Source organism: Rhizobium phaseoli, from assembly GCF_001664385.1.
GTDB classification, from domain to species: Bacteria; Pseudomonadota; Alphaproteobacteria; order Rhizobiales; family Rhizobiaceae; genus Rhizobium; species Rhizobium phaseoli.
Genome location: NZ_CP013532.1, coordinates 2,267,305 through 2,292,770, shown reverse-complemented (window position 1 = coordinate 2,292,770; position 25,466 = coordinate 2,267,305). Strand labels below are relative to the sequence as shown.

Here is a 25,466-nt window from a genome sequence, read left to right as displayed (position 1 = left end):
AGGACTGGACCCATGCAGACAGTATTGATTGTCATCCATCTCATGATCGTGCTCGCCCTCGTCGGCGTCGTGCTCATTCAGCGCTCAGAAGGCGGCGGCCTCGGCATCGGCGGCGGTTCGGGCTTCATGTCGGCCCGTGGCACGGCCAATGCGCTGACGCGGACGACCGCGATCCTTGCCACGCTGTTCTTTCTGACGTCGCTCGGCCTCGGCATACTGACGCGTTACGAGGGCCGTCCAAGCGACATCCTCAACCGCATCCCGGCCACGAGCGGCCAGGGCAACGGCATTCTCGATTCGCTCGGCGGCGGCGCACAGGCTCCGGCCAACCAGCCGGTCGGCAACGGGGTTCCGAGCAGCGGCGCCGCCGCGCCCGCTCCGGCCGCACAAACTCCGGCAGCCCAGGCCCCGGCGGCCAGCGCGCCTTCAACGGATGCGCCGGCAGCAACCGCTCCGGCAACGACTGCCCCGGCAACGCCAGCAGCTCCGGCCGCGCCGGCGCCGGCTCAGCCCTCCGGCGTCCCGACGGGACAGTAAACCGGTCTTCGACATAAACCGCCGGCAGGCCCTCGGGTCTGCCGGTTTTCTTTTGTTCAAATTCCGCGTCAGGCTTCGAAAGTTCTGGAAAAGAATTTTTGGGCTGGTGGAATCGTTTTCGAAAAGGTATCCGGTGAATCCCATGGCGCGATACGTATTCATCACTGGCGGCGTGGTTTCCTCTCTCGGAAAAGGAATCGCGGCCGCGGCTCTCGGAGCCTTGCTGCAGGCTCGTGGTTATCGGGTCCGGCTTCGCAAGCTCGATCCCTATCTGAACGTGGATCCGGGCACGATGAGCCCGACCCAGCATGGCGAGGTCTTCGTCACCGACGACGGCGCGGAAACCGATCTCGATCTCGGTCACTACGAGCGCTTCACCGGGCGTTCGGCAACCAAGACTGACAACATCACCACCGGCCGCATCTACAAGAACATCATCGACAAGGAACGGCGCGGCGACTATCTCGGCGCGACGGTCCAGGTCATCCCGCACGTCACCAACGAGATCAAGGATTTCGTCACCGAGGGCAATAAGGACTACGATTTCGTCATCTGCGAGATCGGCGGCACGGTCGGCGACATCGAGGCGATGCCGTTCATGGAGGCGATCCGCCAGCTTGGCAACGACCTGCCGCGCGGCACCGCCGTCTATGTCCATCTGACGCTGATGCCCTATATTCCGGCGGCCGGCGAACTGAAGACCAAGCCGACCCAGCACTCCGTGAAGGAACTGCAGGCGCTCGGCATTCATCCCGATATCCTGCTGGTGCGCGCCGATCGCGAAATTCCGGAAGCCGAGCGCCGCAAACTCTCGCTGTTCTGCAATGTTCGCCCGTCCGCCGTCATTCAGGCGCTCGATGTCGCCAATATCTATGACGTCCCGATGGCCTACCATAAGGAAGGCCTCGACGACGAAGTGCTCGCCGCCTTCGGCATCGAGCCGGCGCCGAAGCCGCGCCTCGACCAGTGGGAAGAGGTCTGCAATCGCATCCGCACGCCGGAAGGCGAAGTGACGATTGCGATCGTCGGCAAATATACCGGCCTCAAGGATGCCTATAAATCGTTGATCGAGGCGCTGCATCATGGCGGCATCGCCAATCGCGTCAAGGTCAAGCTCGAATGGATCGAGTCTGAGGTCTTCGAGAAGGAAGATCCGGCACCCTATCTGGAAAAGGTGCATGGCATCCTCGTGCCGGGCGGCTTCGGCGAGCGTGGCTCCGAAGGCAAGATCCATGCGGCGCGTTTTGCTCGCGAGCGCAAGGTGCCGTATTTCGGCATCTGCTTCGGCATGCAGATGGCCGTTATCGAGGCGGCGCGTAATCTCGCCGACGTGCCGGATGCTTCATCGACCGAGTTCGGCCCTGCGAAAGAGCCGGTGGTCGGCCTGATGACCGAATGGGTCAAGGGCAACGAGTTGCAGAAGCGCACCGCGGCCGGCGATCTCGGCGGCACGATGCGGCTCGGCGCCTACAAGGCCGCGCTGAAGAAGGGCACGAAGATCTCGGAAATCTACGGTTCGACCGATATTTCCGAACGTCATCGCCACCGCTACGAGGTCAATATCGACTACAAGGACCGGCTCGAGAGCTGCGGCCTCGTTTTCTCCGGGATGTCGCCGGATGGCGTTCTGCCGGAGACGATCGAATATCCCGATCACCCCTGGTTCATCGGCGTGCAGTATCATCCCGAATTGAAGAGCCGCCCGCTCGACCCGCATCCGCTGTTTGCGAGCTTCATCGAAGCAGCAACGGAACAGAGCCGTCTCGTCTGACGAGCGCGGCACCAGATCGCGCGGTAACGCGCGATCTGGATTGGATCCGGAGATCCTGCCGGATCAGCCTTCATGCAGCCGCCGGCAACGGCCCGATATAGACCGAACGCGGGCGAATCAGCCGCCCGTCGAGCGCCTGTTCGCGCGCATGCGCCAGCCAACCGACCGTGCGGCCGATTGCGAACACGCCGGTAAAGGCTTGCCGCGGGAAGCCGAGCGCTTCGAGCAGCAGCGCAGTATAGAATTCGACATTGACGTCGAGCGGCCGATCCGGCTTGCGCGCCTTCAGGATTGCCAATGCAGCGTCCTCCACGGCTTCGGCGAGCGAGCCGCGGGCGCTGTCCACCTGTCCCGACGCGATCAGCGGCTTCAGCGCGCCTTTCAGCGCATCGGCGCGCGGATCGCGCACGCGGTAGATGCGGTGGCCGAAGCCCATCAGCCTTTCGCCGCGATCAAGCGCTTCGCCAAGCCAACGGCCAGCATTCTCCGCCGTTCCCACGGCATCCAGCATGTCGAGGACAGGTCCGGGCGCGCCGCCATGCAGCGGTCCTTTCAGCGCGCTCAGCGCCGCCAGCACGGAAGAGGTAAGGCCGGCCTGTGTCGAGGCGATGACTCGCGATGCGAAGGTCGAGGCGTTGAGGCCGTGGTCTGAGATCGTCACGAGATAGGTATCGAGCGCCGCGACCTGCTCTTTGCTCGGCAATTTTCCGGTCAGCATGCGCAGGATATCGGCCGCCTGCGACAGTGCTACGTCGGGCGCGATCGGTTTTTGGTCGCGCTGCAGCCTGAGAATCGCGGGCAGGAAGACTGCGGGCGCTGCCAGAAGGGCGAACGCCGTGTCGAAATCGTCGCCATCGGGCAACCGGGCGATCAGCGCCCGCATCGCATCGACCGGCGGCAGTGCGAGCAGGGCGGCGTCGGCGGCCTCGATATGGACGAAGACTTTCGTTCGCGCTTGCGCCAGCCAGCCGCGCAATTCCGCTTGATCGAAGCTCCGCTCCATCAGGCCATCGAGCAAGAGGGCGGCAACGCCCTCATAGGTCCCGCCCGCGACGAGATGATCCAGCGATACGCCGCGGATGATCAGCCGCCCCGCTTCGCCATCGACATCCGAGAGCTGCGTTTCGGCGGCGATGACGTCTTCCAAGCCGTTTTTCATATTGTTTCTCCTTTACGACAAGGATGATCCGACCTAGTCTCATTGACGTCAATCTTGATGCAATTGATCAATATGAGGCTCCGATGCCGTGGCTGACCGCCGAGGAGGCGCTGCAGGCGCTGAAGACCAAGCCGCAGACGCTCTACGCCAATGTCAGCCGCGGGCGCATCCGCGCCAAGCCCGATCCCGCCGATCCGCGCCGCAGCCTTTACCAGGCGGCCGACGTGCAGCGACTGGCCGAACGCCATGCCGGCCGCCGCAAGGCCGAAACGGTTGCCGCCGAGTCGATCCGCTGGGGCGACCCGGTTCTTTCCTCGGCGATTTCCACCATCATCGCGGGACGGCTTTTCTATCGCGGACGGGATGCCGCCGAGTTCGCCGAGGCGGCGACGCTGGAGCAGACGGCGGCGCTGCTCTGGAACGGCGCGGAAACACTGTTCTCGGGTACAGGCTCCGGAAATGCCCCGCCGTCGCTTCACGCTGCGTTCCTGGCGCTGGCAGATCGGGTGACGGCGGATCTGCCATCGCTCGGCCGATCGCAAGCAGCGCTGCGGCGCGAGGCGCGCGGCGTGCTCTCGACCATCGCCGATGCGCTGGCGCCGGGGCCGGCGGACCAGCCGCTGCATCTGCGGCTGGCGGCAAGCTGGGAACGGCCGGATGCCGCCGATTGTCTGCGCCGGGCGCTGGTATTGCTTGCCGATCACGAACTCAACGCCTCGGCCTTTGCGGCGCGGGTCACCGCCTCGGCGGGTGCCGCCTTGTCGGCTGCCGTGCTCTCGGGTCTCGCGACGCTGACGGGGCCGCTGCACGGCGCCGCCTGGCAAGGCGTCGACGCCCTGATCGAGTCCTCTTCGGCGCTCGGCGCGGAGCAGGCGATCCGCCGCTCGCTTGTCCAGGGAAATCACCTTTCGGCCTTCGGCCATCCGCTCTACCCCGATGGCGATATCAGGGCTTTGGCGCTGCTTTCGCACTTTTCCCTGCCGCCGCAATTTGCCGAACTTCGGGAAACGGGTGAGGAGATGGTCGGCGAGAAGGTCAATGTCGATTTCACGCTGGCCGCCATGGCCGCCGCCTTCGATCTGCCGCGAGAGGCGCCGATCATTATTTTTTCGCTTGCCCGTTCCACCGGTTGGCTGGCGCATGCGATGGAGCAGATCGAGAGCGGAGCGTTGATCCGGCCGCGCGCGCGTTATGCCGGACCGGCGCCGCAGATGAAAAGCGGTGCCTGAGAATTCGCCGGCAGTCTCACCCATCTGCTTTTTCGTCTAGGGAAATATCGGAATTCGGCTATCATGCCTGATATGGAAGAAGACGGTTGGCGGGCGCTTTCGCAGAAGCTGTTCCGTACGGTCACGGGGGCTTTCCATGCATACGACGATTCGCAACCTGTTTGTCGCCGCGCTGGCTGCCGGCCTCATTCCGCATGAGGCGGCCTTGGCGCAGTCTGCGGGCTGCGCGATATCACGTGACGCCGGCGCCCGTCAGGTGCTGATCTGCCCCGGCGGCGTCAAGGTGACGGCAGAGGCCGGTGCGTCTTTCCGCCTTTCCGATCGCAACCACGACGGCAGTCCCGATTCAGCGTCACTGCGGCGCAAGGCCATTCTCGTCGATGTCGACAGCAGTCAGCACACAGGTGGCTTCCAGGTGGTGACGCCGCAGGCGATTGCTGCCGTGCGCGGTACGCAATGGGCGGTCGACGTCGCAGGCGACAAGACCTCGGTGCTGGTGGTCAGGGGCAGCGTGGCTGTCCGTCGGTCGGCCGGCGAGCCTGTAGTACTGTCGCCGGGCGAGGGCGTCGATGTGTCCAGCTCAAACGAACCTCTTGTCGTGCGCCGCTGGCCGGCACCGCGCGTCGCTGCCCTTCTTGCCCGCCTCGGCCAATAATATCATGAGCCATCGTCTGTTGACCGTGATCGCGCTGCTGTTCGCCGGTCTCTGGGGCGCGGCGCTCGGTTATCTCAATCTCAACGGCGAGGTCGGCCTTCTCGACCGGATGGAGGCGACGCTTGCGGATATCCGCAGCCTCGTCGTCGGGGCAAGAGAGCCGCCGCCTGTCGTGTCGATCGTCGCAATCGATGACCGCACCGCCGCCGTCCATGGCTATCCGCTCGACCGGTCCACCCTTGCCCGCCTTGTCGGCGCGATCAATGCGGGCAAGCCGAAAGCCCTAGCGCTCGACATTCTGCTCGTCGATCCCGGACCGGAGGAGGGTGATGCAGCGCTGACCGCCGCATTGCGCCAGGGGCCAACCGTCATCGCGGGCGCGGCCACCTTTGCGCAAAGCAGGCAGCGGGTCACCGATGCCGCCGAGGATCCGTTGGCCGCCATCCCCGAGGCAAGCCAGCTTCTGCTGCCGCTCCCGCGCTTTGCCGAAGCGGCCGCGGTCGGCATCGTCAATGTCGCCACCGATCAGACCGGTACGCCGCGTTTCATTCCGCTGATTTCGCGCAGCGCCGACCGGCTGGACCCGGCTTTTCCGCTGCGTGTCGCCTCGGTGGCGCTCGGCGCCGACCCCAGCATCGAGCGCGATGCCGTCACGCTCGGAGCACTGCGTATTCCCACGGATATCGGGCAGCGCCTGCCGGTGACCTTCTATGGCGGGCGCGGCAGCATCGCCACCTTCAGCGCCGCTGATGCGCTTGACGGCAAGCTGCCGGGGGCAGCGGTAGCAGGCCGCATCGTCGTCATCGGTTCGACGGTCACCGGCGGCGGCGACGTCTTCCCGACGCCATTCGATCCCGTCATGCCCGGGGTCGAGGTGATGTCGACGGCAATCACCCATCTCGTCGCCAGCGACGGCATGGTGCGCGATCACAGGATGAGACTGATCGACGCCGCCACGGCCATCGGACTGGCGCTCCTGCTCGTTTCGCTGGTGGCTTGGCGGCGGAGTGCCGCGGGTTACCTCATTATCGTGCTGGTTCTGGTGGTCTGGGCCATGCTCAATCTGTCGGCCTTTGCCCATGGCTATTGGCTGAGTGCGGCGCTGCCGATCGCCGCGGCGCTGCCGCCGGCATTGATGCTCGGTGCGGCCGAACTCTGGCTCGATCGCGGCCGCGCCCGCCATTTCGCCGAGCAGAGCGCCCTCTTGCAGCGCATCGAGGCTCCCGGCCTTGGCGAATGGTTGGCGCGCGATCCGAATTTCCTTGCCGCGCCGGTGCGCCAGAAGGCTGCCGTCATCTTCATCGATCTTTCGGGATTCACGGGTCTCAGCGAAAAGCTCGGACCGGTCAAGGTCAGCGAAGTGCTGAGCGGTTTCTTCGAAATCATCGACGAGGAGGCCCGCTCCCACGGTGGCGCCATCACCAGCTTCATGGGCGATGGGGCAATGATCCTGTTCGGCCTGCCGGAGCCGGCCGATGACGATGCCGCCCGTGCAGCCGCCTGCGCGGTCGGCCTCTGCGAGCGTACGCGGGCCTGGCTTGGCGCGCATGCGGGCTTTGCCGAGAAGAAGATCGGCTTCAAGGTTGGCGCCCATTGCGGCCCGATCGTTGCCTCGCGGCTTGGCACCGGCGACCGGCAGCAGATCACCGCGGCGGGCGACACGGTGAATGTCGGCGCCCGGCTGATGGAGGTCGCCGCCCGCAACGGTGTCGAGCTGGCGCTGAGCGCCGAAATCGTCCGCGCCGCAGGCACCGACAGCGTCCTGCTGAAGGCCGGCCGCATGGAGGGGCCGCTGGAAACGGAGCTGCGCGGCCGGGCAAGCCATATCGACGCCTGGCTGTGGCGCAGCCGCACGCTTTGACAATCGCTGCGGGAGCGGCTAGGAACGGCGCAAATATCCCGCCGGCTGGCTCCGGCCATGGCGCATTTCGCGCCTGACAGCTCCGAAAGATCGAACTCATGACAGAATTCAACGGCGTCGTTCCGGCGATCGCCAAGGCGTTGCAGAAGCGCGGTTACGCCGAACTCACCCCGGTGCAGAAGTCGATGCTCGATCCTGATCTTGCCGCGTCCGACGCTCTTGTCTCCGCCCAGACCGGTTCCGGCAAGACCGTCGCCTTCGGGCTGGCGCTGGCGCCGACGCTGCTTGAGGGCAGCGAACGCTTCGGCAATGCCGGTGCCCCGCTCGCCCTCGTCATCGCCCCGACCCGCGAGCTTGCGCTGCAGGTGAAACGCGAGCTCGAATGGCTTTACGAGATGACCGGCGCAGTGATCGCCAGCTGCGTCGGCGGCATGGACATCCGCAGCGAGCGCCGAGCGCTGGAACGCGGCGCCCATATCGTCGTCGGCACGCCCGGCCGGCTCTGCGACCATATCCGCCGCCGGGCGCTCGACATGTCGGATCTGAAGGCCGCCGTGCTCGACGAGGCCGACGAAATGCTCGATCTCGGCTTCCGCGAGGACCTGGAATTCATTCTCGATTCAGCGCCGGACGAGCGCCGGACGCTGATGTTTTCTGCAACCGTGCCGGCAGCGATCGCCAAGCTTGCCAAGAGCTATCAGCGCGATGCGGTGCGCATCAGCACTGCGGCCGAGGAAAAGCAGCATGTCGACATCGAATATCGCGCGCTGATGGTGGCCCCGAGCGATCGCGAGAACGCGATCATCAACGTACTGCGTTATTACGAAGCGACCAACGCCATCGTCTTCTGTTCAACGCGTGCCGCCGTCAATCATCTGACCGCGCGCTTCAACAACCGCAATTTTTCGGTCGTGGCGCTTTCCGGCGAGCTGACGCAGAACGAACGCAGCCATGCGCTGCAGGCGATGCGCGACGGGCGCGCCCGCGTCTGCATCGCAACCGACGTCGCCGCCCGCGGCATCGATCTGCCGGGCCTCGATCTCGTCATCCATGCCGACCTGCCGACCAATCCGGAAACGCTGCTGCATCGGAGCGGCCGCACCGGCCGGGCCGGGCGCAAAGGCATCAGCGCCATGATCGTGCCGCTGAATGCACGACGCAAGGCCGAGCGCCTGCTCGAGAATGCCGGTATTTCGGCCGCCTGGGCGCGGCCGCCCTCGGCCGAGGAAGTGAACGAGCGCGACGACGAGCGGCTGCTCGCCGATCCGATTTTTCACGACGCTCCGCAGGAGGAAGAGCAGGGGCTGGTGCAGCAGCTTCTCGCCAGCCACGGCGCCGAAAAGCTCGCCGCTGCCTTCCTGCGTCTTTATCGCACCAATCATTCGGCGCCGGAGGACCTGATCGAGGTCACCGTGCAGGACGGGGGCAGCCGCAAGCGCCGCGACAATGCCGAGCCATATGCGCCGGTACAGAAGGGACCGCGCGAGGATTTCGGCCCCAGCGTCTGGTTCTCCGTCTCGGTCGGGCGCAAGCAGAATGCCGAGCCGCGCTGGCTGATCCCGATGCTCTGCCGCAATGGCAACGTCACGAAGCGCGAGATCGGCGCGATCAAGATGCAGCCCGAGGAAACCTATGTCGAGATCGCCGTAGCAAGCGCCGACGGCTTCCAGGAGGCGCTCGGGCCGAACAAGACGCTCGAACGCGGCATCCGCGTCACCAGGCTTTCCGGCACGCCGGATTTCAGCCGCGCGGCGGGGCCGAAGCCCTATGCCGGCAAGTCGTCGCGTGACGAACGGCCGGGCGAAGCCTTCCGCGACGAGCGGCCGAAAAAGAAGTTCGGCAAGGGTTCGGGCGGCGGATATGCTGCAACTGACAATGCCGGCCAGGAGCGACGCGACAGCAAGCCGTGGAGCAAGAAACCCGGCAAGCCTGGCTTCGATGGCCCGAAGTCCGACAAGCCCAGATATGACAAGCCGAAGTTCGAGGGCGGCAAATATGAGGGCAAAGGCGGCGCCGGACCGAAGAACAAGTTCTCCAAGAAGAAGCCCGGCTGATTGCGCAGGTAGCGGCGCCGAATTGGTGGATTTCATAATCGGAGGGATCAGACGGCGATGAAAAGCCCCGGCACGTCGCGTCTCGATCCGGCCGCCTTCATCCAGGCCAATCTGCCGATCTCGCCGGTTCCCTCCATTCCTGAGATTCTGCTTCACACAGCGGGACCCGCGAGCGGGCTCTGGCGGCTCGCCGGCCGTGGCGAAACTGCTCCGCCACCTTACTGGGCCTATCCCTGGGCCGGTGGCGCCGTGCTTGCCCGCCATCTGCTCGATCGCCCGGAAGTGGTCGCCGGCCGCCGCGTCCTTGATCTTGGGGCCGGCTCCGGGCTCGTCGCCATCGCGGCAGCCAAGGCTGGAGCTGCCGCCGTGACGGCGATTGATGTCGATGCCAATGCCATCGCCGCAATCGGCCTTAACGCGACGCTCAACAGCGTGGACATCATTGCCGTCGCCGCCGACATCATCGCGGCACCACCGCCGAAGGAGACTGATCTCCTCGTTGTCGGCGACCTGTTCTATGACCCCACACTTGCCGTGCGGGTGATGGCTTTCCTGCGACGTTGCCAGACCGCGGGCATCGAGGTGCTAATCGGCGATCCGCATCGCGCCTACCTGCCGCAGGGCGCACTTCAGCAAATTGCGACGCATGCGGTTTCGGATTTTGGGGCTGGGTTCAGTGACGGGGCGGTGCAGGCGGGCGTTTTTTCCCTTTCCTGAAGCAGCTGAAAGTCTGAACTATACCAGAAGATCCGGCCGCAACAGCATGACCGGGCAGGGCGCTCCGGCTGGCAGTTCCGGCGCGTGCGGCGGGCGGATGATGAGGCAATCGGCTTGCGCAAACACTTTCATCATCGAGGAGTCCTGCTTGCCGAAAGGTTCGGCCAGCCAGTTTCCGGCGGCGGATTTCGAAAGTTTTGCCCTGATATAGTCCTGCCGATGGTCATTGGCGCGCAGCGAGACGGCCGCCTCCACCGTTGCCTCGCGCCGGACCGGCGGCAGGGCGGCGAGCTTGCGGATCAGCGGTTCCAGGAAGAGCAGCGAACAGACCAAGCTCGAGACCGGATTGCCGGGCAGGCCGAGCACATGCGTCTCGCCGAAGCTGCCGACCATCAGCGGCTTGCCGGGACGCATGGCGATCCGCCAGAAATCGAGCTGCATGCCGGCCTCGATCAGCGTCGCCTGGACCAGGTCATGGTCGCCGACCGAAGCGCCGCCGAGCGTGACGATGACATCGGCTTTGGCAGCGCGTGCCAGCTCGATCGCCGCGGTGATCCTTCCCTTGTCGTCCGGGACGATGCCGAGATCGAGCACGTCGGCGCCGGCCTTGCGGGCGAGGGCTGCGATGCCGAACGTATTGGATGCGATGATCTGTGAAGGGCCGGGCGTGCTTCCGGGCGGCAGCAGTTCGTCGCCGGTCGCCAGGATGGCGATCAGCGGGCGTTTGAGAACCTCGACATCGGGCCGGTTCATGCCGGCTGCGACCGTCAGCCGCGAGAAATCGAGCACGGTGCCGGCGGACAGCACAGCTTCACCTTCGACGAAATCCTGGCCGCGGGGACGCACATGCTGGCCCTGGCGGACGGGGAAATTGGTTCGGATGCCGCCTTCCACCTTTTCCGCATCCTCTTGCAACAGAACGCTATCGGCGCCTGCGGGGACGGGGGCGCCGGTGAAGATGCGGACGGCCTCTCCGTGGCCGACGCTTCTCTGGAAGCCGTGGCCAGCGGCCGAGGTGCCGATGACCTTCAGCACAGCACCCGGCTCCGGCGCGTCGTCTCGGCGCAGCGCATAGCCATCCATCGCCGATGCATTGAAGGGTGGCTGTGTCAGGCCCGCCGTGAGATCGACGGCAAGGACGCGGCCCTCTGCTTCGGCGAGCGGCAGCGTCTCGGATGCTGCGACCGGCTTTGCCCGGGAGAGCAAGCGGTTCTGTGCCTCGGTGACCGAGAGGAGGTTCATCTCGCCTCCGGATGACGGAAATCGCCGGATTTGCCGCCGGACTTTTCCAGCAGCCGGATGCCGCCGATCTCCATTGCCTTGTCGGCGGCCTTGGCCATGTCGTAGATCGTCAGACACGCGACGGAGACGGCGGTCAGCGCCTCCATCTCAACACCCGTCTTGCCGGTCAGCTTAGCGGTTGCCGTGACACGAAGGCCGGGCAGGGCGGTGTCTTCCGCGATCTCGACCGTCACCTTCGTCAGCATCAGCGGATGGCAGAGCGGGATCAGGTCGGCGGTGCGTTTGGCGGCCATGATGCCGGCAAGGCGGGCCGTGCCGATCACGTCGCCCTTCTTGGCATTGCCCTGGCGGATGAGCGCGAGCGTTTCCGGCGCCATTCTCACATAGCCTTCGGCGGTGGCGACGCGCACGGTTTCGGCCTTGTCGGAGACGTCGACCATGTGCGCCTCGCCTGACGCATCGATATGGGTGAGGCCGGGCTTACCGCCGCTCATCTCATTCGGCCGCGATTGCCGCTTCGCCGACGAGCAGCGCGCGGGTGGCGGCCGTCACGTCGTCCTTGCGCATCAGGCTTTCGCCGACCAGGAAGGTATTGATGCCGGCGGCTTGCAGGCGCTTGCAATCGGCATGGGTGAAGATGCCGCTCTCGCCGACCAGGAGCCGGTCATCAGGAACCATGGAGGCAAGCGTCTCGCTGACGGTCAGGCTGACTTCGAAAGTCCTGAGGTTGCGGTTGTTGATGCCGATTAGCGGCGAGGACAGCTTCAGCGCACGTTCCATTTCCGGCGCGTCGTGAACCTCGACCAGCACATCCATGCCGAGCGAAAAAGATTCGTCCTGCAGACGCTTAGCCTCGTCATCGGTCAGCGACGCCATGATCAGCAGAATGCAATCGGCGCCCCAGGCTCGGGCCTCATGCACCTGATAGGTCTCGAACATGAAGTCCTTGCGCAAAGCGGGCAGGGCGCAGGCAGCGCGCGCCGCCGTCAAAAATTCCGGTGCACCCTGAAAGCTTGGCGTATCAGTGAGCACGGAAAGGCAGGCTGCGCCGCCGGCTTCGTAGGCCTTGGCCAGCGCCGGCGGATCGAAATCCGGACGAATGAGGCCCTTGGACGGGCTTGCCTTCTTGATCTCGGCGATCAGGCCGAAATGGCCAGCCTCACGCTTGGCCGCGAGCGCTTGATAAAAACCGCGCGGCGCGGACTGCCCCGCCTGCATCGCCTTCAGGTCGGCCAGCGACACTGTCGCCTTGGCGGCGGCGATTTCTTCGCGCTTGTAGAGTTCGATCTTCTTCAGGATATCGCTCATCCGGCAATCCTAATCGATATCGTTGGAAACGGCGATGAGTTTGTCGAGAGCGAGCGCGGTGGCGCCGCTATCGAGCGAATGCGCGGCTAGCTTCATGCCGTCGCGGATCGTTTCGACCTTGCCCGAGATGACGAGCGAGGCGGCAGCATTGGCCAGCGAAACATCGCGGTAGGCGTTTTTCGCGCCGCCAAGAACCTCGCGAAGTGCTGCAGCATTGGCGACACCATCGCCACCCTTGATATCGGCGAGCACGCAGGGGCTGACGCCGAAGTCGGCGGGCGACAGCTCGAAGGTGCGGATCTTGCCGTCTTCGAGGGCGGCAACCTTGGTGATGCCTGTTGTGGTGATCTCGTCGAGACCGTCGCCATGGACGACCCAGACGCATTCGGAGCCGAGATCGCGCATCACTTCGGCCAGCGGCACCAGCCATTGCGGCGAAAAGACGCCAAGCAGCTGGCGGCGCACACCGGCCGGATTGGAAAGCGGCCCCAGAAGATTGAAGATGGTGCGGGTGCCGAGTTCGACGCGGGAGGGACCGACATGGCGCATGGCGGAATGGTGGAGCTGCGCGAACATGAAGCCGACGCTGGCCTCGGCAATGCAGCGGGAAATGATCTCGGGACCGACATCGATATTGACGCCAAGAGCCGAAAGATTGTCCGCCGCGCCGGATTTCGAACTCAGCGCCCGGTTGCCGTGCTTTGCCACCGGCACACCGGCGCCGGCAACGATCAGCGCCGCCAGCGTCGAAATATTGTAGGTGCCGCTGGCATCACCGCCGGTGCCGACGATGTCGATGGCATCGGCCGGCGCCTCGACGGTCAGCATTTTCGACCGCATGGTGGTGACGGCGCCGACGATCTCGTCGACGCTTTCGCCGCGCACACGCAACGCCATCAGGAAGCCGCCGATCTGCGAAGGCGTCGCCTGGCCCGACATCAGAATGTCGAAGGCAGCGCGCGCCTCGTCACGCGTCAGCGGCTCGCGGCTTGCGGCCTTGGCCAGGAACGGCTTCAGATCGGTCATAAAACCTCCCAGAACATGACCACCGAAAACTATAAGCGACCTTCGGCGGACATCATGCTCTAACTGTTGAATATGAAACAGGATTCAGATTTCAGGCCAACCGGCCTAAAATCATCCTGTTCTAGAGCATGATGCCGAAAAGTGTGAGCGGTTTTCGAACGACATCATGCTCTAACTATTTAATTTAGAACAGGATTCAGATTTTAGGCCCAACCGGCCTAAAATCATCCTGCTCTAGCGGGCGGCCGTCTGTTCGGCGAGCGTCTGGTTGACTTGCGCGCCGTACTGCGTCTGCAGCAGGTTGACCATCTGATCGAGGATATCATCGCCGGCGGCGTTGGCCATGGCGGTGAGCTGGGCATCGCGGTTGTTCAGCACGTCGCCGGTCGGCTGGCTGTTGACCTCGGTCACCTTCATCAGGATCTGCGTCGAGGGATCGGCGCCGACAGCGCTTGCCACTGTATCGACAGGGCCGGAGAAGGCGGCCTTGACGCCGGCGCGGCCGAGAACCGGATCGTCGGTAGAGCGGGTAATGCCGCTCTTGCTTTCGACGGCGATGCCGAGTGGCGTCGCAATGTCCGCAAGGGCGGTGCCCTTTTGCGCCTCGGCCTTCAATTCGTCGGCCTTTTTGGCCAGTTCGGCCTTCTGCTGCTCCGCCGTCCAGTCCTCGACGGCTTTTTCGCGCACCTCGGCGATCGGACGGTCGCGGTCCGGCGTGACCTCGCGGACGTTGAACCAGACGTAACCATCATTGCCGATCGGAAGCGGCGGCGCATCGACGCCGACCTCGGTCTTGAACGCTTCCCCGAGCAGCTGCTGTTTGGCGGGGATATCCTTGACCTCCTTGCCGTCCTTGTCGGCACCGGTCGCGTCGACGGCATCGACGGTTACGGCGTTGAGCTTCAGCTGGCCGGCGATATCTTCAAGCGTGGCGCCGCCAGCGCGCAGGTCCTCGATGCGGTCGTGAACGTTGATCACTTCCTGAGAGGCATTGGAAAGCGCCAGCTGCTTGCGAATCTCGTCTTTCACCTCGTCGAAATTCTTGGTTGTTTCCGCCTTGATGTTGGTGATGCGCAGGATGACGGGACCGAAAGAACCGTCGACAACCGGCGTCGTGCCGCCGTCCTTCGAAACCGCGAAGGCGGCGTCGGCGACGGCCTGGTCGGGAACCTTGTCCTTGGTGAATTCGCCAAGCAGCACGTCGCTTGCCGTCTTGCCCTGGTCGGAGACCAGCTGATCGAAGCTGGTGCCGCTCTTCAGCGCGGTTTCGGCGGCGGCGGCAAGATCCTTGCTGGTGAAGGTCAACTGCTCGATGGTGCGGCTTTCGGGCGTACGATAGCTATCCTTGCCCTTATCGAAGGCCTCGCGGACCTGGTCGTCGGTGACGGTCGCGGCATCGGCGATGTCGGCCGGCTGCAGTTTGAGGTAGGCGATCTTGCGATATTCCGGCGCGCGGTAACGCTGTTTGACGCCCTCGAACCAGGCGGCGAGCACATCGTCGGCCGGCGCCTTGATCGGTTCGATATTGGCGTTGGTCAGCAGGAGGTAGTCGACACTGCGGCTTTCATCGCCGTAAAGCTTCAATGCGTCGACCAGCGTTTTCGGCGCGGTGAAGCCGTTGGAAATCGCATCGACGATCTGGCTGCGGACAGCGACCTTGCTGCGTTCCTTGATGTAATCATCCTGGCGGATGCCGGCGTTGCGCAGGCGCGAAACGAAAAGTTCGCGGTCGAACTGGCCATTGACGGCCTTGAAGGCCGGATCGTCGCCGATCAGTTGGGCGAGGCGATCCTCGGACAGGCCGAGATTCATATCTTCGGCGAGCTGGTCGAGCGAAGCGCCGGCGACGAGCTGGGAGAGCACCTGTTGCTCGACGCCGAAGGCGCGGGCCTGTTCCGGGGTAAGGCGCATCCCGAATTGCTGGCTGAGGCTTGCCACCTGACGCTGATAGGCGAGGTGGAATTCGTTGACGCCCACATGCTGATCGCCGACGGTCACGACCGTGGTGCTGCTGCCGCCCGAAATCAGCTCACGCGATACGCCCCAGATGCCGAAGGAGGCGACCAGGAGAAGCAGGAGCAGCTTGGCAACCCAGGTCTGAGCAGCTCTTCTCAGAAAATGGAACATGGAAACGCAAACCTCGCAGTATTCATTAGACCCGCGCACGGGCAGACATTCGACGTTCCTTAGAACAAACCCGACAGGAAATGAAGGGTTGTCACGCGAAAAGCTGCGCAGAGCGGCGGCGGCGACGCAAGGCGTTGACGGCAAACAAAAGTCGGCCTCGGCGGAACCTTTCAGGCCGCCATTTCGTTGAAGCGGCATCCCATGAAACAGGAGCAGACCATGGCAGATTTGAAAACCGCTTCCGCCGAATCCACCGCTGCGCGCGTCAAGGCGGATATCGCAGCAGACGATCTGTCGGCGCAGGTCACGGCACTCCGTGAAGATCTGTCCAGACTGACGGACAGTGTGCGGGCGCTGGGGCAGGGGGCGAAGTCGGTGGTGACGGACGAAGCTTCGCTGATGACGGAACGGCTGCGCGACAAGGTTCGCGAAGAACCGATCGTGGCGCTCGCGGTGACGGCGGGCATCGCCTATGTTTTCGGCCTGCTGAGCCGCCGGTGACACGGAATTCCGGACAGAAAAAGCCGGACGCAAGGCGCGCCCGGCTTTGAGTCATGTCCGATAGCCATGACTGGCGATCAGCGCCGGATGGCGCGGCCGACGAAAATCAGAAGGCAGGCACCGACAAAGCCGGTGATCAGGTAACCCAGCCAGCCGGCCAGCGGCTGAATGTGCAAGAGACCGAGGATCCAGTTGGCGACGATCGCGCCGACGATGCCAAGCAATATGTTCATGAGCAAGCCCATGCTGCTGCTCATGGCTTTTTCCGCCAGCCAGCCGGCGATACCGCCGATGATGATGGCTGCAATCCAACCCACGCCTGCACTTTCCATGGTAGTCCCTCCTGGTAAACCGACTCGCAAGAAAGCACGAAACCGCAGAAAGTTCCACTCCTGGAGGAACTTAGGCGATTATGGCTGCAGCAGGGTAACGGGCGTCTCCAGCAGGTAGGCAATCAGCTGGAACAGCAGGCCGGCTGCAGCAAGAATTGCGAAGCCGAAAGGCATGATCAGGCTTTTGCTAAACACTCTTCCTCTCCCCTTTTGAGTAAAGAATAAGCCTAAGCGTGGCCATCGCAAGATTATTATTAATGGATAGTTAAGAGTAAAATTTAGGTAAAATTATAAATACCTCCATTGTATTATGATTATCTATGACGGCAGAACCAAAAATACACGGTTTGCTGGCAATGCCTCAGCCACTTATCGAACAATGCAACATGTCATTGAGTTTTTACCTGGTGTAAGCTGTATCACCGGGGAATAGGGCGCTGGAACATGCCCCGATTTGGTTCAGGTGCCTAAGCCCTTCGGCCCACCACTGCTTTCATGTGCTGATTGCGGCGGATTGATTTTGGCGCCGACTGCATCATTTTTCATGGAGGTCGCCGCTATAGGGAAAAACCAATGTCAAAAGCTGCTATCGCCTTCGCCTGCCTCTCCCTGCTCATGCTTTCCGCCTGCGGCAATACCGCCTACGGACTGAAGAAGGATGGACAGGAGGCCAGCCACGCAATGGACAACGCGACGCATCGGGTGCTTTCGGCCGGCGCCAAGAAGTAGCGGCAGTAGCGAAACGCGCCCCGTCACCGAGCGGCCGAGCTTGCATGAAAAAAGCCCGCCTGGGGTGAGGCGGGCTTGGCATAACAGAGAGAATAGACGGATGGAAACCGTCTCGACTAATACAGCATTTCCTTAAGCGTATGGCAGCCTTGCGTTATTCGACGTAACCGCGACCGGCAGATTCCGGTCGCGACCGCCAGGATCGGGTTTAGAAGTTGCCCCAATTCTGAGCGCGGGCACGGGCGCGAATAATCCGATATTCGCGACCGCCATAGAGCGAACCGATGGTCAGCAGAAGCGTCAGAACGTCCCAGATGATATGCATGTCATCCTCTCAGGTTGGACGGCTCTGCCGTCGATCGGTGAAGGTACAATAGCAATCTTTCAAACCTGCTTATATGACAAGAAATCGGGATAGGCGGGGAAGCGGGAAGGGCGCTTCATGAGGAGAGGGAGTCGCCATCTTGGGAGCAGTAAGGTGAATAGAGCAGCCGGTGGCGGGCCATGACGATCTTCTCCGTCCGCCACATCACGGCCTATCGTTACCGCAGGGAGGTCGATTTCGGCGAGCATCGCCTGATGTTCCGGCCGCGCGACAGTTTCGACCAGCGACTGATCGAGGCGTCGCTGACGACCTATCCGGAGCAAAGTCATGTGCGCTGGATCCACGATGTTTTCGGCAATTGCGTGGCGCTCGTCGATTTTTCGCGGCCGTCGACCGAGCTTCGTTTCGAAACCTGGATCACGCTCGACCACACGCCCCAGCTCGCCCCGGATATTCGAATCGACGAGGCGGCACTCACCTATCCCTTCTCCTACGACAAGGACGAAATCGCCGATCTCGCACCGGCGATGCAGCGCCATTATCCCGATCCGGGCGATGAGATCGGCCGCTGGGCGCGCCGGTTTGTCCGCCTGGGGCACCCGACCGAGACCGGGCACCTGCTGATGACGCTTTGTTATGCCATTCGGGAAAGCTTCGTTTATGCGAGGCGCCAGGAACATGGCACGCAGACACCGCTTGAGACCTTGTATCTTCGCTCCGGCACATGCCGGGATTTCGCGCTTCTGATGATGGAGGCAGCCCGCACGCTCGGCCTGGCGGCGCGATTTGTGAGCGGCTATGTTTATGTTCCCGATCGAGACGGCTCCACAGTGCTCGGCGGCGGCTCCACGCATGCATGGTGCCAGATCTATCTTCCCGGCGCTGGCTGGGCGGAGTTCGATCCGACCAACGGCATCGTCGGCAACCGCGATCTCATTCGGGTGGCCGTTGCCCGTGATCCGCGCCAGGCAATTCCATTGAGCGGGAGCTATGACGGCGACGGGTCGGATTTCGACAGCATGACAGTCCAGGTCAATGTGACCACGCGGCAGCCTTGGATAAAAGAGGGGTGACGGTGGATCGCCCGCGGCTGGATGACAGTTGCGCGGCCTGCTGGAACCGGGCAGCGCAATCGGCGTTCCATAGTCACCTCCGCTCATGCGGGGAGAGGACGAGGAAGCCACAATGAAGATACGCGCCGGGTTTCATCTGGGCTATGAATGCATCCAGCCGACGCCGATGCTACTGGTGCTCAACATTCACCCCTCCCGTCGCGCCGATCTTTTGAGCGAGCAGGTCCTGACATTCGACCGGCCAATCGAAGCCTGGGAATATACGGACAGTTTCGGCAATGCCTGCAGCCGGATCGTCGCCCCGCCCGGGCTGACGACGATTTCGACCAGCTTCGAGATCTACGATACGGGGCAAGCCGACGTCGTGCCCACCGAGGCCGTGCAGCACGCGATCAAGGACCTGCCCGACGAGGTGCTCGTCTTCCTGCTTGGCAGCCGTTACTGCGATACCGACAGGCTCTCGGATTTTGCCTGGGAAACTTTCTCGTCGACGCCGCTCGGCTGGGCGCGCGTGCAGGCGATCTGCGACTTTGTGCATAACCACATCACCTTCGACTATCAGAAGGCCGACGTTCTCCGGACCGCGCATGGCGGCTTCACCGACAAGAGCGGCGTCTGCCGCGACTTCGCCCATCTCGCCATGGCGCTTTGCCGATGCATGAATATTCCTGCCAGATATTGCACGGGCTATCTCGGCGACATCGGCGTTCCGGCCGATCCCAATCCCATGGATTTCAGCGCCTGGTTCGAAGTCTTTCTCGGCGGTCATTGGCATACGGTCGATGCGCGGCACAACACGCCGCGGATCGGCAGAATATTGATGGCGACCGGCCGCGACGCCACCGACGTCGCCATGTCGACGGCTTTCGGCCCGGCAACACTCTCCCGCTTCGAGGTAATTACCGCGGAAGTGGCGGAATAGGCACCCAGGGTCGCCGCGGGCGAAGAAATCCTATGCCTTCTTCAGAAATTCCGTTTTCAGCACGAGGCCCTTGACCTGCTTGGTGTTGCACTCGATCTCGCCGGGATTGTCCGTCAGGCGAATGCCCTTGACCAGGGTCCCACGCTTCAGCGTCTCTGAGGTGCCCTTGACCTTGAGGTCTTTGATGAGGGTCACAGAATCGCCGTCGTGAAGCTGGCTTCCGTTGCTGTCCTTTACGATAACGTCCTCGGCCATGATGTCCTCACTTGATGATGCGCGAGGGCAAATCACGGCGACACGAGATAGTCAACCGCCGCCCCCTGATAGTCCTATCCGACCTCGGCCTCGCGGTGCCCTCCATTCACGTCGCTGCGCAAACGTCACGAACGCAACCGCGCAGCCAGCGATGCCCGGGATCGGCATCCATTCTGGGGTGCCAAAGCAGTGAAATCGTCAGCTCCGGCGTCGGGACGGGAAGCGGGAAACTGTGCATTCCAACTCGCAAGGCGAGCGTGTGACGTTCGGGAACGCTGGCGATCAGGTCGGAGGCGCGGGCGAGCGCCAGCGCCGTGGAAAAACCTCCGACGATGGTGGCGACCTGCCGTTCGAGCCCGAGCGCGTTCAAAGCGCCATCGATCGATCCCTTCTCGAGCCCGCGCCGCGAGACGGCGATGTGGCCGCCGGCTGCGTAACGGGCGGGCGTGATCTCCTCCCGGCAAAGCGGATGCCCGATGCGCACGACGCCGATGAAACGGTCGCGGAACAAGGCTTGCGTGCGCACCTCCGGTCCTATCGTATCGTCGACGACACCGGTTTCGAGATCGACGCTTCCATCGCGCAACGGCGCGCTGTCCTTGTCCGGTTTCTGAACGAAACGCAGCCGCACGCCGGGCGCTTGCCCGCTGAGACGAGCAATGAGATCGGGGCCGAAGCTTTCGGCAAAGCCTTCGCTGGCGCGCAGCGTGAACGTCCGGACCAGCCGGCTGAGATCAAGCGCCTCGGCAGGACGCAGCACCGCCCGGCCATCCTCGACGATGCGGCCGACCCGCTCGCGCAGTTCGAGCGCCCGCGGTGTCGGCACCAGGCCGCGGCCGGCGCGCACGAGCAGCGGATCGCCCGTGGTTTCGCGCAATCGCGCCAGTTGCCGGCTCATGGCCGAGGCGCTGAGACGAAGCCTCTCGGCGGCACGGGCAACGCTGCCTTCCGCAAGCAGGACATCAAGGGTGACAAGCAGGTTAAGGTCAGGTGTCGACATGCATGCGGTATAACATGCTTTCCCCATGATGTGGCGTCAAATGCATGAATGAATTGCAAATGCTGCGCCTTCCGCCATGCCACGGGTGGGACTAGGTTTCGTGAGCTCCATTTTAGGAGCGCGAAACGGAGGTAAAGGTGAAGCCGATCATTGCAGAACAAGGTGAGGCGGTCGCCGAACGGCCGACGTCCGTCCGCTGGGCACTCGCCAGTCTTTCGCTCTCCATGCTGCTGCCGTCGCTCGGCACCAGCATCGCCAATGTCGGCCTGCCGGCCCTGGCGCGGGCATTCGCCGGCTCTTTCCAGGATGCGCAGTGGATCATGCTGGCCTATCTCCTTGCCATCACCACGTTGATCGTCAGCGTCGGGCGGCTCGGCGATATGACCGGCCGCAGACGGCTGCTGCTTATCGGTATCTTGCTCTTCACGCTGGCCTCCGTCCTCTGCGCGCTTGCGCCGGCGCTCTGGCTGATCACCGCTGCGCGGGCGGTGCAAGGCCTCGGCGCGGCGATCATGATGGCGCTCACCATGGCGTTTGTCGGAGAAACAGTGCCGAAGGCGAAGACCGGCAGCGCCATGGGGCTGCTCGGCACCATGTCGGCGATCGGCACTGCTCTCGGTCCGTCGCTCGGCGGCGTTCTGATAGCCGGGTTCGGCTGGCCGGCGATCTTCCTCGTCAACGTGCCGCTTGGCGCCGTCACCTTCGCTCTCGCTTACCGTTTCCTGCCTGCAGATACCGAGAGCGGGAAAACACAGCAGTCCGGTTTCGACACAGCCGGCACCGTGCTGCTTGCGGCGACGCTTTCAGCCTATGCGCTGGCAATGACGATCGGGCGCGGCAGCTTCGGGCCGCTGAACCTGGCCCTACTGGCAGCGACCGTTTGCGGCGCCGGTCTCTTCGTCTTCACCGAGTCGAGAACGGCATCGCCGCTGCTCCGATTGACGACGTTCCGCAATCGCGGGCTGAGCGCCAGCCTGATCATGAACGCGTTGGTCTCGACTGTCATGATGGCGACGCTGGTGGTCGCGCCCTTCTATCTCTCCCGTGCGCTGGGCCTCGGCGAGGCTGCCGTTGGCGCCGTCATGTCGATCGGTCCCGTCATCTCCATCCTGAGCGGCATTCCGGCCGGTCGCCTGGTCGATCGCCTGGATGCGCCATTGGTGATCGCCATGGGGCTCATCGCCATGGTGTCAGGCGCCATCTCTCTTGCCGCACTTCCCGGCATTGCCGGCTACATCGCCGCCATCGCCATCCTCACGCCCGGTTATCAATTGTTCCAGGCGGCGAACAACACGGCCGTCATGGCAGATGTCGCCTCCGGCCGGCGCGGGGTCATCTCGGGGACGCTCAACCTGTCGCGCAATCTCGGGCTGATTACTGGCGCATCCGTCATGGGCGCTATCTTCGCGCGAGCGTCGGCGGCATCGGATATCGCTGCCGCGCCTCCCGCGGCCGTTCACCTCGGCATGCAGATCACTTTTGCCGTCGCGGCCGCATTGATCACCGTCGCACTCGCGATCGCGGTCGGGACTTACCGTCGTGGCCGCGCGCCCGCGGGGCATTGAGCCTGGGCGGGGAGGCGACGGATCACATCCCCGGCCCGTCGTCCTGCGCGCCAAACCGACCAAGGTCCGATCCGACCCGGACTTCGTGCCGATACCAAACTCACGGCGGCTGCAATAGGTTTTCGCCCCGGGGCGGAATTGCGGAGTTTTATAGCAGTGACGAAAATTATCGTTGTAGGAATGATACTGACGCCGGTGATCTTCTGGGGTTCGATCGGCGTCTGGATCTACTCGCTATTATCGTGAGGGGCCTCGCAACAGCAGTCCTCGATGCTGAGCCCAATTCATTGTCCTGGCACGAGCCCGTCAAGCAGGAAATTCAGACCTTTCCTGAAAGCGCCGTCCCAATCATTATCCAGCAGCAGACGAACACGCTCGATCGTCGGATATTTTTCACTGAGGTGGGCAAGGCGCTGCTGCGCGGCGGCCATGTCGTCGTCGGAAAGGTCGAAGTTCGCACGGGTGATGGTCGCGCCGATCACATAGTTCCAGAGCGACCATATCGCGCCGTTCAAATCTGCCTCGGCGACGCCCGCTTCGGATAAGGTCCTGCCCAGCAGTTCCAGGCGACTGAGGATGTTCGGGCCGAGCGCCCGGCGCGGCAGCAGCGATGCCGACCAGGGATGGCGCAGCATGCTGGCACGCCAGTCCTCGAGCATGTGAACGATTTCAGCGCGCCAATCCGCAGCCTCGATTTGCGGCGGCCCGCGATATTCGAGCACCGAGTCGAGCGCCAGATCAAAGACTTCCTCTTTGTTGTCGACGTGCCAATAGAGGCTCATCGCGCCCGCGCCGAGGCGATCGGCCAGGCGGCGCATCTTCAATCCGCCGACACCTTCGGCGTCCAGCAGCTCGATCGCGGTCGCGACGATCCGTTCGATCGAAAGCGCCGGCTCACTGCCCGCCTGCTGCATGGACGAGAGCGACCCAGCTCGCCGTCGAGGCCGTTTATCCTGAGGGCCGCCTTTGGCTGCCATGCGTCGTTCCTAGATGATCGGAAGGTCGTTTTAAGCCGACAAAGCCACCAATGTCGACTCCGACCGATTGACTCGTACAACGTACGAGGTATTTTGATCGTACGTTGTACGAGTCGTACCAGGCAGCGATCGAATGAGAATTCAATCCGGAGACTGCGGGCGGCGTTGCTCGCAGTCCGCAGGACCAAGAGAAAATCATGTCATACACCATCAAACATCTGCTTATCGGGGGCTGATCATCATGACCACGGGAGTTTCCACGGCAACGACGGCAATTGCGGGCGACCTGAAGCCAACCATCGTCAATCCGAAAAACCTCTACGACCCGACGCCGAACGGCTACAGCACGGCGGTGATCGCACCGCGCGGCGCCCGGTTGGCCTATATCTCCGGGCAGGGTGGCCAGGACAGCACCGGCGCCTTGTCGCCGGACTTCGCCGTCCAGGTTAGACAGGCCTATGCAAATCTGCGTGCCGCTCTCGATGGGCTTGGCGCACGGCCGGATCAGGTCGCCAAGCTTACGGTCTTCGTGGTCGATCACGACATGTCCAAGCTCGAAGTGCTGACTAGAAACGTCAAAGAAACCTTCGGCGCGGCGCTGCCGGCGCAGACGCTTGTCCCGGTTCCGAAACTTGCGATAGACTCGATGCTCTTCGAGGTCGAAGCCGTCGTCGTTCTGGAATAAGGGTCGCGAGCGATCCGGCTGCGACAAGGCTGCCGGCTCACTTTTCGACCTGAGGATTATCGCTGCAGAAAACGGCGGGGCCGCCGTTTTCTCCCGCCGCCTGCATTCGATCTCTTAAGGGCAGCCGCAAGCACCGCTGCATCGGGCGGCTGAACGCCGGCACATTAAATGGAAAATGGCGGAAGAGGTGGGATTCGAACCCACGGTACGGTTTCCCGCACGCCGGTTTTCAAGACCGGTTCCTTAAACCACTCGGACACTCTTCCAAGTAATTGAGAAGCTGTAAGAAATTCCGTCCCGGGATTTCTGGTGCATCGGTGGTTTCTGCCGATTTGCTGCCCATTCACTCACAGGCCGGCTTTTTAGCAGCTTTGACCGCAGCGTCAACTTGTTCTGTAGAGAAGCGGCTTTGACGGCCGCTTCTCTACCGTCGTCAGACGAGGACGCTGAAGTTGTCAAATGCGAGCTGCGGAAAGCCCGTCGGCTCTACATCGGGCTGAATATCGAAGCGGATGAAATCGACTGCTCCCAAGGCTGCCAACGAAATGTGCTGGCCATCGGCAATGGTGTCGCCATAAACCGTCAGCGACATCTCGCTCACCTTGTTGCCGTCGATATAGCCTTCGAACGTCACAAGGGCATCGACACCTTGATAGGCCGGGTCGAAAACCGTCGCGACGTCAACGCCCTCGACTGTGAAGAGCTTGCCGTCGACGCGATCGAAGAACGGATTGTAGGGATTGGTGACGACGTATTCGTTGCCGCCGGATTCGGCGACCGTCCACAGATTGCCGTCAAACTTATCGCCAAACTTGAAACCGGCATAGCCCGAGGCGATATCCGGCTGCCCGGGATATTCCGTCGGCGCGTTCTCGAAATCGATGGAATACGGCCCTTGCGGAGGCGCATGCACGCCGATGTTGAGATTGGCGACATCGGTGCCGCCTTTTCCATCGGAAATCTTGAAGGAGAATTTTTCGGCGAAGACTTCACCGGACGCAAGGCTTGCGGGATCACTGACCGTGTAACTATAACTGCCGTTGCTAAAGATCGTTAGCGTTCCGTGCTCACCCTCAATGGTCAGATATCCTGCTTCACCCGCCTTGTTGGGAATTCTTGTTCCATTGACGAACTGAACCTGAAGCAGATCGCCGTCGGAATCTGTGGCGTTGTCGAGAAGGTTTCCTTCAATGGCTTCCGCTGGTGCGTAGTCGTGGATCGACACGTCAGGCACTGCTGGTTTGTGATTTGCCATAGCTCGTCTCCCTAAAGATGAGCGTGGAAAGGACGCCGGGCTGCGACCCGAGCGCCGCAAATAAACTTTCTACTCCACTTTGAGTCAAGCAGCAAACTACACGCCCTGGGGGAGCGACAGCCAGTGCCGGGGCCGTCATGCCACCAAGAGAGAGATCGGAG

The 25,466-nt window shown here is 63.0% G+C and carries 23 protein-coding genes, 1 tRNA gene and 1 pseudogene; 13 read left to right on the top strand and 12 right to left on the bottom strand.

The annotated features are described in order from the left end of the window. The first annotated feature begins 12 nt into the window (after positions 1-12). Both secG and AMC88_RS11130 read left to right on the top strand, forming a co-directional pair. On the top strand, positions 13-537 hold the full coding sequence (gene secG, locus AMC88_RS11135; protein ID WP_012483887.1) for a preprotein translocase subunit SecG: 525 nt from the start codon (positions 13-15) through the stop codon (positions 535-537). Positions 538-679: 142 nt separating this feature from the next. Continuing rightward, a complete protein-coding gene (locus AMC88_RS11130) occupies positions 680-2,308 on the top strand; it encodes a CTP synthase (protein ID WP_004673124.1) in 1,629 nt (542 codons plus the stop codon). A gap of 70 nt (positions 2,309-2,378) precedes the next feature. Here the strand turns inward: AMC88_RS11130 and AMC88_RS11125 are convergent, their stop codons facing one another. Next, positions 2,379-3,467, bottom strand: a complete 1,089-nt coding sequence (locus AMC88_RS11125; RefSeq protein WP_064822064.1) for a citrate synthase/methylcitrate synthase — start codon at positions 3,465-3,467, stop codon at positions 2,379-2,381. An 83-nt stretch (positions 3,468-3,550) separates the two neighbouring features. On the opposite strand from AMC88_RS11125, the gene AMC88_RS11120 reads away from it, so the two are divergent. The 5 genes from AMC88_RS11120 (at position 3,551) to AMC88_RS11100 (ending at position 9,983) form a co-directional block, all read left to right on the top strand. Beyond that, the gene (locus tag AMC88_RS11120; protein WP_170965717.1) at positions 3,551-4,696 is read left to right on the top strand and encodes a citrate synthase; all 1,146 of its coding nucleotides are present in this window, start codon (positions 3,551-3,553) and stop codon (positions 4,694-4,696) included. 136 nt (positions 4,697-4,832) lie between these two features. Further along, a complete protein-coding gene (locus tag AMC88_RS11115; RefSeq protein WP_064822062.1) occupies positions 4,833-5,351 on the top strand; it encodes a FecR domain-containing protein in 519 nt (172 codons plus the stop codon). Between the two features lie 4 nt (positions 5,352-5,355). Continuing rightward, positions 5,356-7,212, top strand: a complete 1,857-nt coding sequence (locus AMC88_RS11110; protein ID WP_064825293.1) for a CHASE2 domain-containing protein — start codon at positions 5,356-5,358, stop codon at positions 7,210-7,212. A 98-nt stretch (positions 7,213-7,310) separates the two neighbouring features. Then, the gene (locus tag AMC88_RS11105; protein WP_064825292.1) at positions 7,311-9,266 is read left to right on the top strand and encodes a DEAD/DEAH box helicase; all 1,956 of its coding nucleotides are present in this window, start codon (positions 7,311-7,313) and stop codon (positions 9,264-9,266) included. Positions 9,267-9,323: 57 nt separating this feature from the next. Next, the gene (locus tag AMC88_RS11100; protein WP_064825291.1) at positions 9,324-9,983 is read left to right on the top strand and encodes a class I SAM-dependent methyltransferase; all 660 of its coding nucleotides are present in this window, start codon (positions 9,324-9,326) and stop codon (positions 9,981-9,983) included. An 18-nt stretch (positions 9,984-10,001) separates the two neighbouring features. Here the strand turns inward: AMC88_RS11100 and AMC88_RS11095 are convergent, their stop codons facing one another. The 5 genes from AMC88_RS11095 to AMC88_RS11075 form a co-directional block, all read right to left on the bottom strand. Next, positions 10,002-11,225 carry a molybdopterin molybdotransferase MoeA gene (locus AMC88_RS11095; RefSeq protein ID WP_064825290.1) on the bottom strand — a complete coding sequence of 408 codons (1,224 nt, stop codon included), beginning with the start codon at positions 11,223-11,225 and terminating at the stop codon, positions 10,002-10,004. Further along, positions 11,222-11,719: a cyclic pyranopterin monophosphate synthase MoaC gene (gene moaC / locus AMC88_RS11090; RefSeq protein ID WP_010005650.1), complete on the bottom strand. Its 498-nt coding sequence runs from the start codon at positions 11,717-11,719 to the stop codon at positions 11,222-11,224. Before moaC ends, AMC88_RS11095 begins: the two co-directional genes overlap by 4 nt. A gap of 1 nt (position 11,720) precedes the next feature. Continuing rightward, the gene (gene trpC, locus AMC88_RS11085; RefSeq protein WP_064825289.1) at positions 11,721-12,533 is read right to left on the bottom strand and encodes an indole-3-glycerol phosphate synthase TrpC; all 813 of its coding nucleotides are present in this window, start codon (positions 12,531-12,533) and stop codon (positions 11,721-11,723) included. A gap of 9 nt (positions 12,534-12,542) precedes the next feature. Continuing rightward, entirely contained in the window at positions 12,543-13,559 is a 1,017-nt protein-coding gene (trpD, locus tag AMC88_RS11080) for an anthranilate phosphoribosyltransferase (protein WP_004672493.1), read from the bottom strand. Between the two features lie 234 nt (positions 13,560-13,793). Beyond that, the gene (locus AMC88_RS11075; protein WP_064825288.1) at positions 13,794-15,686 is read right to left on the bottom strand and encodes a peptidylprolyl isomerase; all 1,893 of its coding nucleotides are present in this window, start codon (positions 15,684-15,686) and stop codon (positions 13,794-13,796) included. A 219-nt stretch (positions 15,687-15,905) separates the two neighbouring features. Here AMC88_RS11075 and AMC88_RS11070 point away from each other — a divergent pair, with 219 nt between their 5' ends. Further along, the gene (locus AMC88_RS11070; RefSeq protein WP_012483876.1) at positions 15,906-16,187 is read left to right on the top strand and encodes a hypothetical protein; all 282 of its coding nucleotides are present in this window, start codon (positions 15,906-15,908) and stop codon (positions 16,185-16,187) included. Between the two features lie 77 nt (positions 16,188-16,264). Here the strand turns inward: AMC88_RS11070 and AMC88_RS11065 are convergent, their stop codons facing one another. After that, on the bottom strand, positions 16,265-16,519 hold the full coding sequence (locus tag AMC88_RS11065; protein ID WP_012483875.1) for a GlsB/YeaQ/YmgE family stress response membrane protein: 255 nt from the start codon (positions 16,517-16,519) through the stop codon (positions 16,265-16,267). A gap of 573 nt (positions 16,520-17,092) precedes the next feature. Between AMC88_RS11065 and AMC88_RS11060 the strand changes: the two genes are divergently transcribed. The 3 genes from AMC88_RS11060 to AMC88_RS11050 all read left to right on the top strand — a co-directional run bounded on the left by AMC88_RS11060 (position 17,093) and on the right by AMC88_RS11050 (position 19,568). Next, positions 17,093-17,248, top strand: a complete 156-nt coding sequence (locus AMC88_RS11060; RefSeq protein WP_064825287.1) for a hypothetical protein — start codon at positions 17,093-17,095, stop codon at positions 17,246-17,248. A 504-nt stretch (positions 17,249-17,752) separates the two neighbouring features. Beyond that, positions 17,753-18,646 carry a transglutaminase family protein gene (locus tag AMC88_RS11055; protein ID WP_064825286.1) on the top strand — a complete coding sequence of 298 codons (894 nt, stop codon included), beginning with the start codon at positions 17,753-17,755 and terminating at the stop codon, positions 18,644-18,646. A gap of 112 nt (positions 18,647-18,758) precedes the next feature. After that, positions 18,759-19,568, top strand: coding sequence for a transglutaminase-like domain-containing protein (locus tag AMC88_RS11050; protein ID WP_010025203.1), 810 nt, complete (start codon positions 18,759-18,761; stop codon positions 19,566-19,568). A 30-nt stretch (positions 19,569-19,598) separates the two neighbouring features. Here AMC88_RS11050 and AMC88_RS11045 read toward each other — a convergent pair whose 3' ends face one another. Both AMC88_RS11045 and AMC88_RS11040 read right to left on the bottom strand, forming a co-directional pair. Continuing rightward, positions 19,599-19,823, bottom strand: a complete 225-nt coding sequence (locus tag AMC88_RS11045) for an alkylphosphonate utilization protein (RefSeq protein ID WP_010025202.1) — start codon at positions 19,821-19,823, stop codon at positions 19,599-19,601. A gap of 106 nt (positions 19,824-19,929) precedes the next feature. Then, positions 19,930-20,823 carry a LysR family transcriptional regulator gene (locus AMC88_RS11040; protein ID WP_064825285.1) on the bottom strand — a complete coding sequence of 298 codons (894 nt, stop codon included), beginning with the start codon at positions 20,821-20,823 and terminating at the stop codon, positions 19,930-19,932. Between the two features lie 137 nt (positions 20,824-20,960). Between AMC88_RS11040 and AMC88_RS11035 the strand changes: the two genes are divergently transcribed. After that, complete coding sequence (locus tag AMC88_RS11035; protein WP_010025198.1) at positions 20,961-22,388, top strand: MFS transporter; 1,428 nt, start codon at positions 20,961-20,963, stop codon at positions 22,386-22,388. A 284-nt stretch (positions 22,389-22,672) separates the two neighbouring features. Here AMC88_RS11035 and AMC88_RS11030 read toward each other — a convergent pair whose 3' ends face one another. Beyond that, positions 22,673-23,365, bottom strand: a complete 693-nt coding sequence (locus AMC88_RS11030) for a TetR/AcrR family transcriptional regulator (RefSeq protein ID WP_064825284.1) — start codon at positions 23,363-23,365, stop codon at positions 22,673-22,675. 197 nt (positions 23,366-23,562) lie between these two features. Here AMC88_RS11030 and AMC88_RS11025 point away from each other — a divergent pair. Further along, positions 23,563-24,050 (top strand): annotated as a pseudogene (locus tag AMC88_RS11025) (RidA family protein). 176 nt (positions 24,051-24,226) lie between these two features. Here AMC88_RS11025 and AMC88_RS11020 read toward each other — a convergent pair. Together AMC88_RS11020 and AMC88_RS11015 are read right to left on the bottom strand one after the other, a co-directional pair. Beyond that, a tRNA-Ser gene (locus AMC88_RS11020) sits at positions 24,227-24,316 on the bottom strand. 167 nt (positions 24,317-24,483) lie between these two features. Continuing rightward, complete coding sequence (locus AMC88_RS11015; RefSeq protein WP_064825283.1) at positions 24,484-25,305, bottom strand: Ig-like domain-containing protein; 822 nt, start codon at positions 25,303-25,305, stop codon at positions 24,484-24,486. Between the last annotated feature and the right edge of the window lie 161 nt (positions 25,306-25,466).

Coding starts and splice junctions, on each gene's coding strand:
- secG (WP_012483887.1), top strand. CDS start 13: ATGCAGACAGTATTGATTGTCATCCATCTCATGATCGTGCTCGCCCTC.
- AMC88_RS11130 (WP_004673124.1), top strand. CDS start 680: ATGGCGCGATACGTATTCATCACTGGCGGCGTGGTTTCCTCTCTCGGA.
- AMC88_RS11125 (WP_064822064.1), bottom strand. CDS start 3,467: ATGAAAAACGGCTTGGAAGACGTCATCGCCGCCGAAACGCAGCTCTCG.
- AMC88_RS11120 (WP_170965717.1), top strand. CDS start 3,551: ATGCCGTGGCTGACCGCCGAGGAGGCGCTGCAGGCGCTGAAGACCAAG.
- AMC88_RS11115 (WP_064822062.1), top strand. CDS start 4,833: ATGCATACGACGATTCGCAACCTGTTTGTCGCCGCGCTGGCTGCCGGC.
- AMC88_RS11110 (WP_064825293.1), top strand. CDS start 5,356: ATGAGCCATCGTCTGTTGACCGTGATCGCGCTGCTGTTCGCCGGTCTC.
- AMC88_RS11105 (WP_064825292.1), top strand. CDS start 7,311: ATGACAGAATTCAACGGCGTCGTTCCGGCGATCGCCAAGGCGTTGCAG.
- AMC88_RS11100 (WP_064825291.1), top strand. CDS start 9,324: ATGAAAAGCCCCGGCACGTCGCGTCTCGATCCGGCCGCCTTCATCCAG.
- AMC88_RS11095 (WP_064825290.1), bottom strand. CDS start 11,225: ATGAACCTCCTCTCGGTCACCGAGGCACAGAACCGCTTGCTCTCCCGG.
- moaC (WP_010005650.1), bottom strand. CDS start 11,719: ATGAGCGGCGGTAAGCCCGGCCTCACCCATATCGATGCGTCAGGCGAG.
- trpC (WP_064825289.1), bottom strand. CDS start 12,533: ATGAGCGATATCCTGAAGAAGATCGAACTCTACAAGCGCGAAGAAATC.
- trpD (WP_004672493.1), bottom strand. CDS start 13,559: ATGACCGATCTGAAGCCGTTCCTGGCCAAGGCCGCAAGCCGCGAGCCG.
- AMC88_RS11075 (WP_064825288.1), bottom strand. CDS start 15,686: ATGTTCCATTTTCTGAGAAGAGCTGCTCAGACCTGGGTTGCCAAGCTG.
- AMC88_RS11070 (WP_012483876.1), top strand. CDS start 15,906: ATGGCAGATTTGAAAACCGCTTCCGCCGAATCCACCGCTGCGCGCGTC.
- AMC88_RS11065 (WP_012483875.1), bottom strand. CDS start 16,519: ATGGAAAGTGCAGGCGTGGGTTGGATTGCAGCCATCATCATCGGCGGT.
- AMC88_RS11060 (WP_064825287.1), top strand. CDS start 17,093: ATGTCAAAAGCTGCTATCGCCTTCGCCTGCCTCTCCCTGCTCATGCTT.
- AMC88_RS11055 (WP_064825286.1), top strand. CDS start 17,753: ATGACGATCTTCTCCGTCCGCCACATCACGGCCTATCGTTACCGCAGG.
- AMC88_RS11050 (WP_010025203.1), top strand. CDS start 18,759: ATGAAGATACGCGCCGGGTTTCATCTGGGCTATGAATGCATCCAGCCG.
- AMC88_RS11045 (WP_010025202.1), bottom strand. CDS start 19,823: ATGGCCGAGGACGTTATCGTAAAGGACAGCAACGGAAGCCAGCTTCAC.
- AMC88_RS11040 (WP_064825285.1), bottom strand. CDS start 20,823: ATGTCGACACCTGACCTTAACCTGCTTGTCACCCTTGATGTCCTGCTT.
- AMC88_RS11030 (WP_064825284.1), bottom strand. CDS start 23,365: ATGGCAGCCAAAGGCGGCCCTCAGGATAAACGGCCTCGACGGCGAGCT.
- AMC88_RS11015 (WP_064825283.1), bottom strand. CDS start 25,305: ATGGCAAATCACAAACCAGCAGTGCCTGACGTGTCGATCCACGACTAC.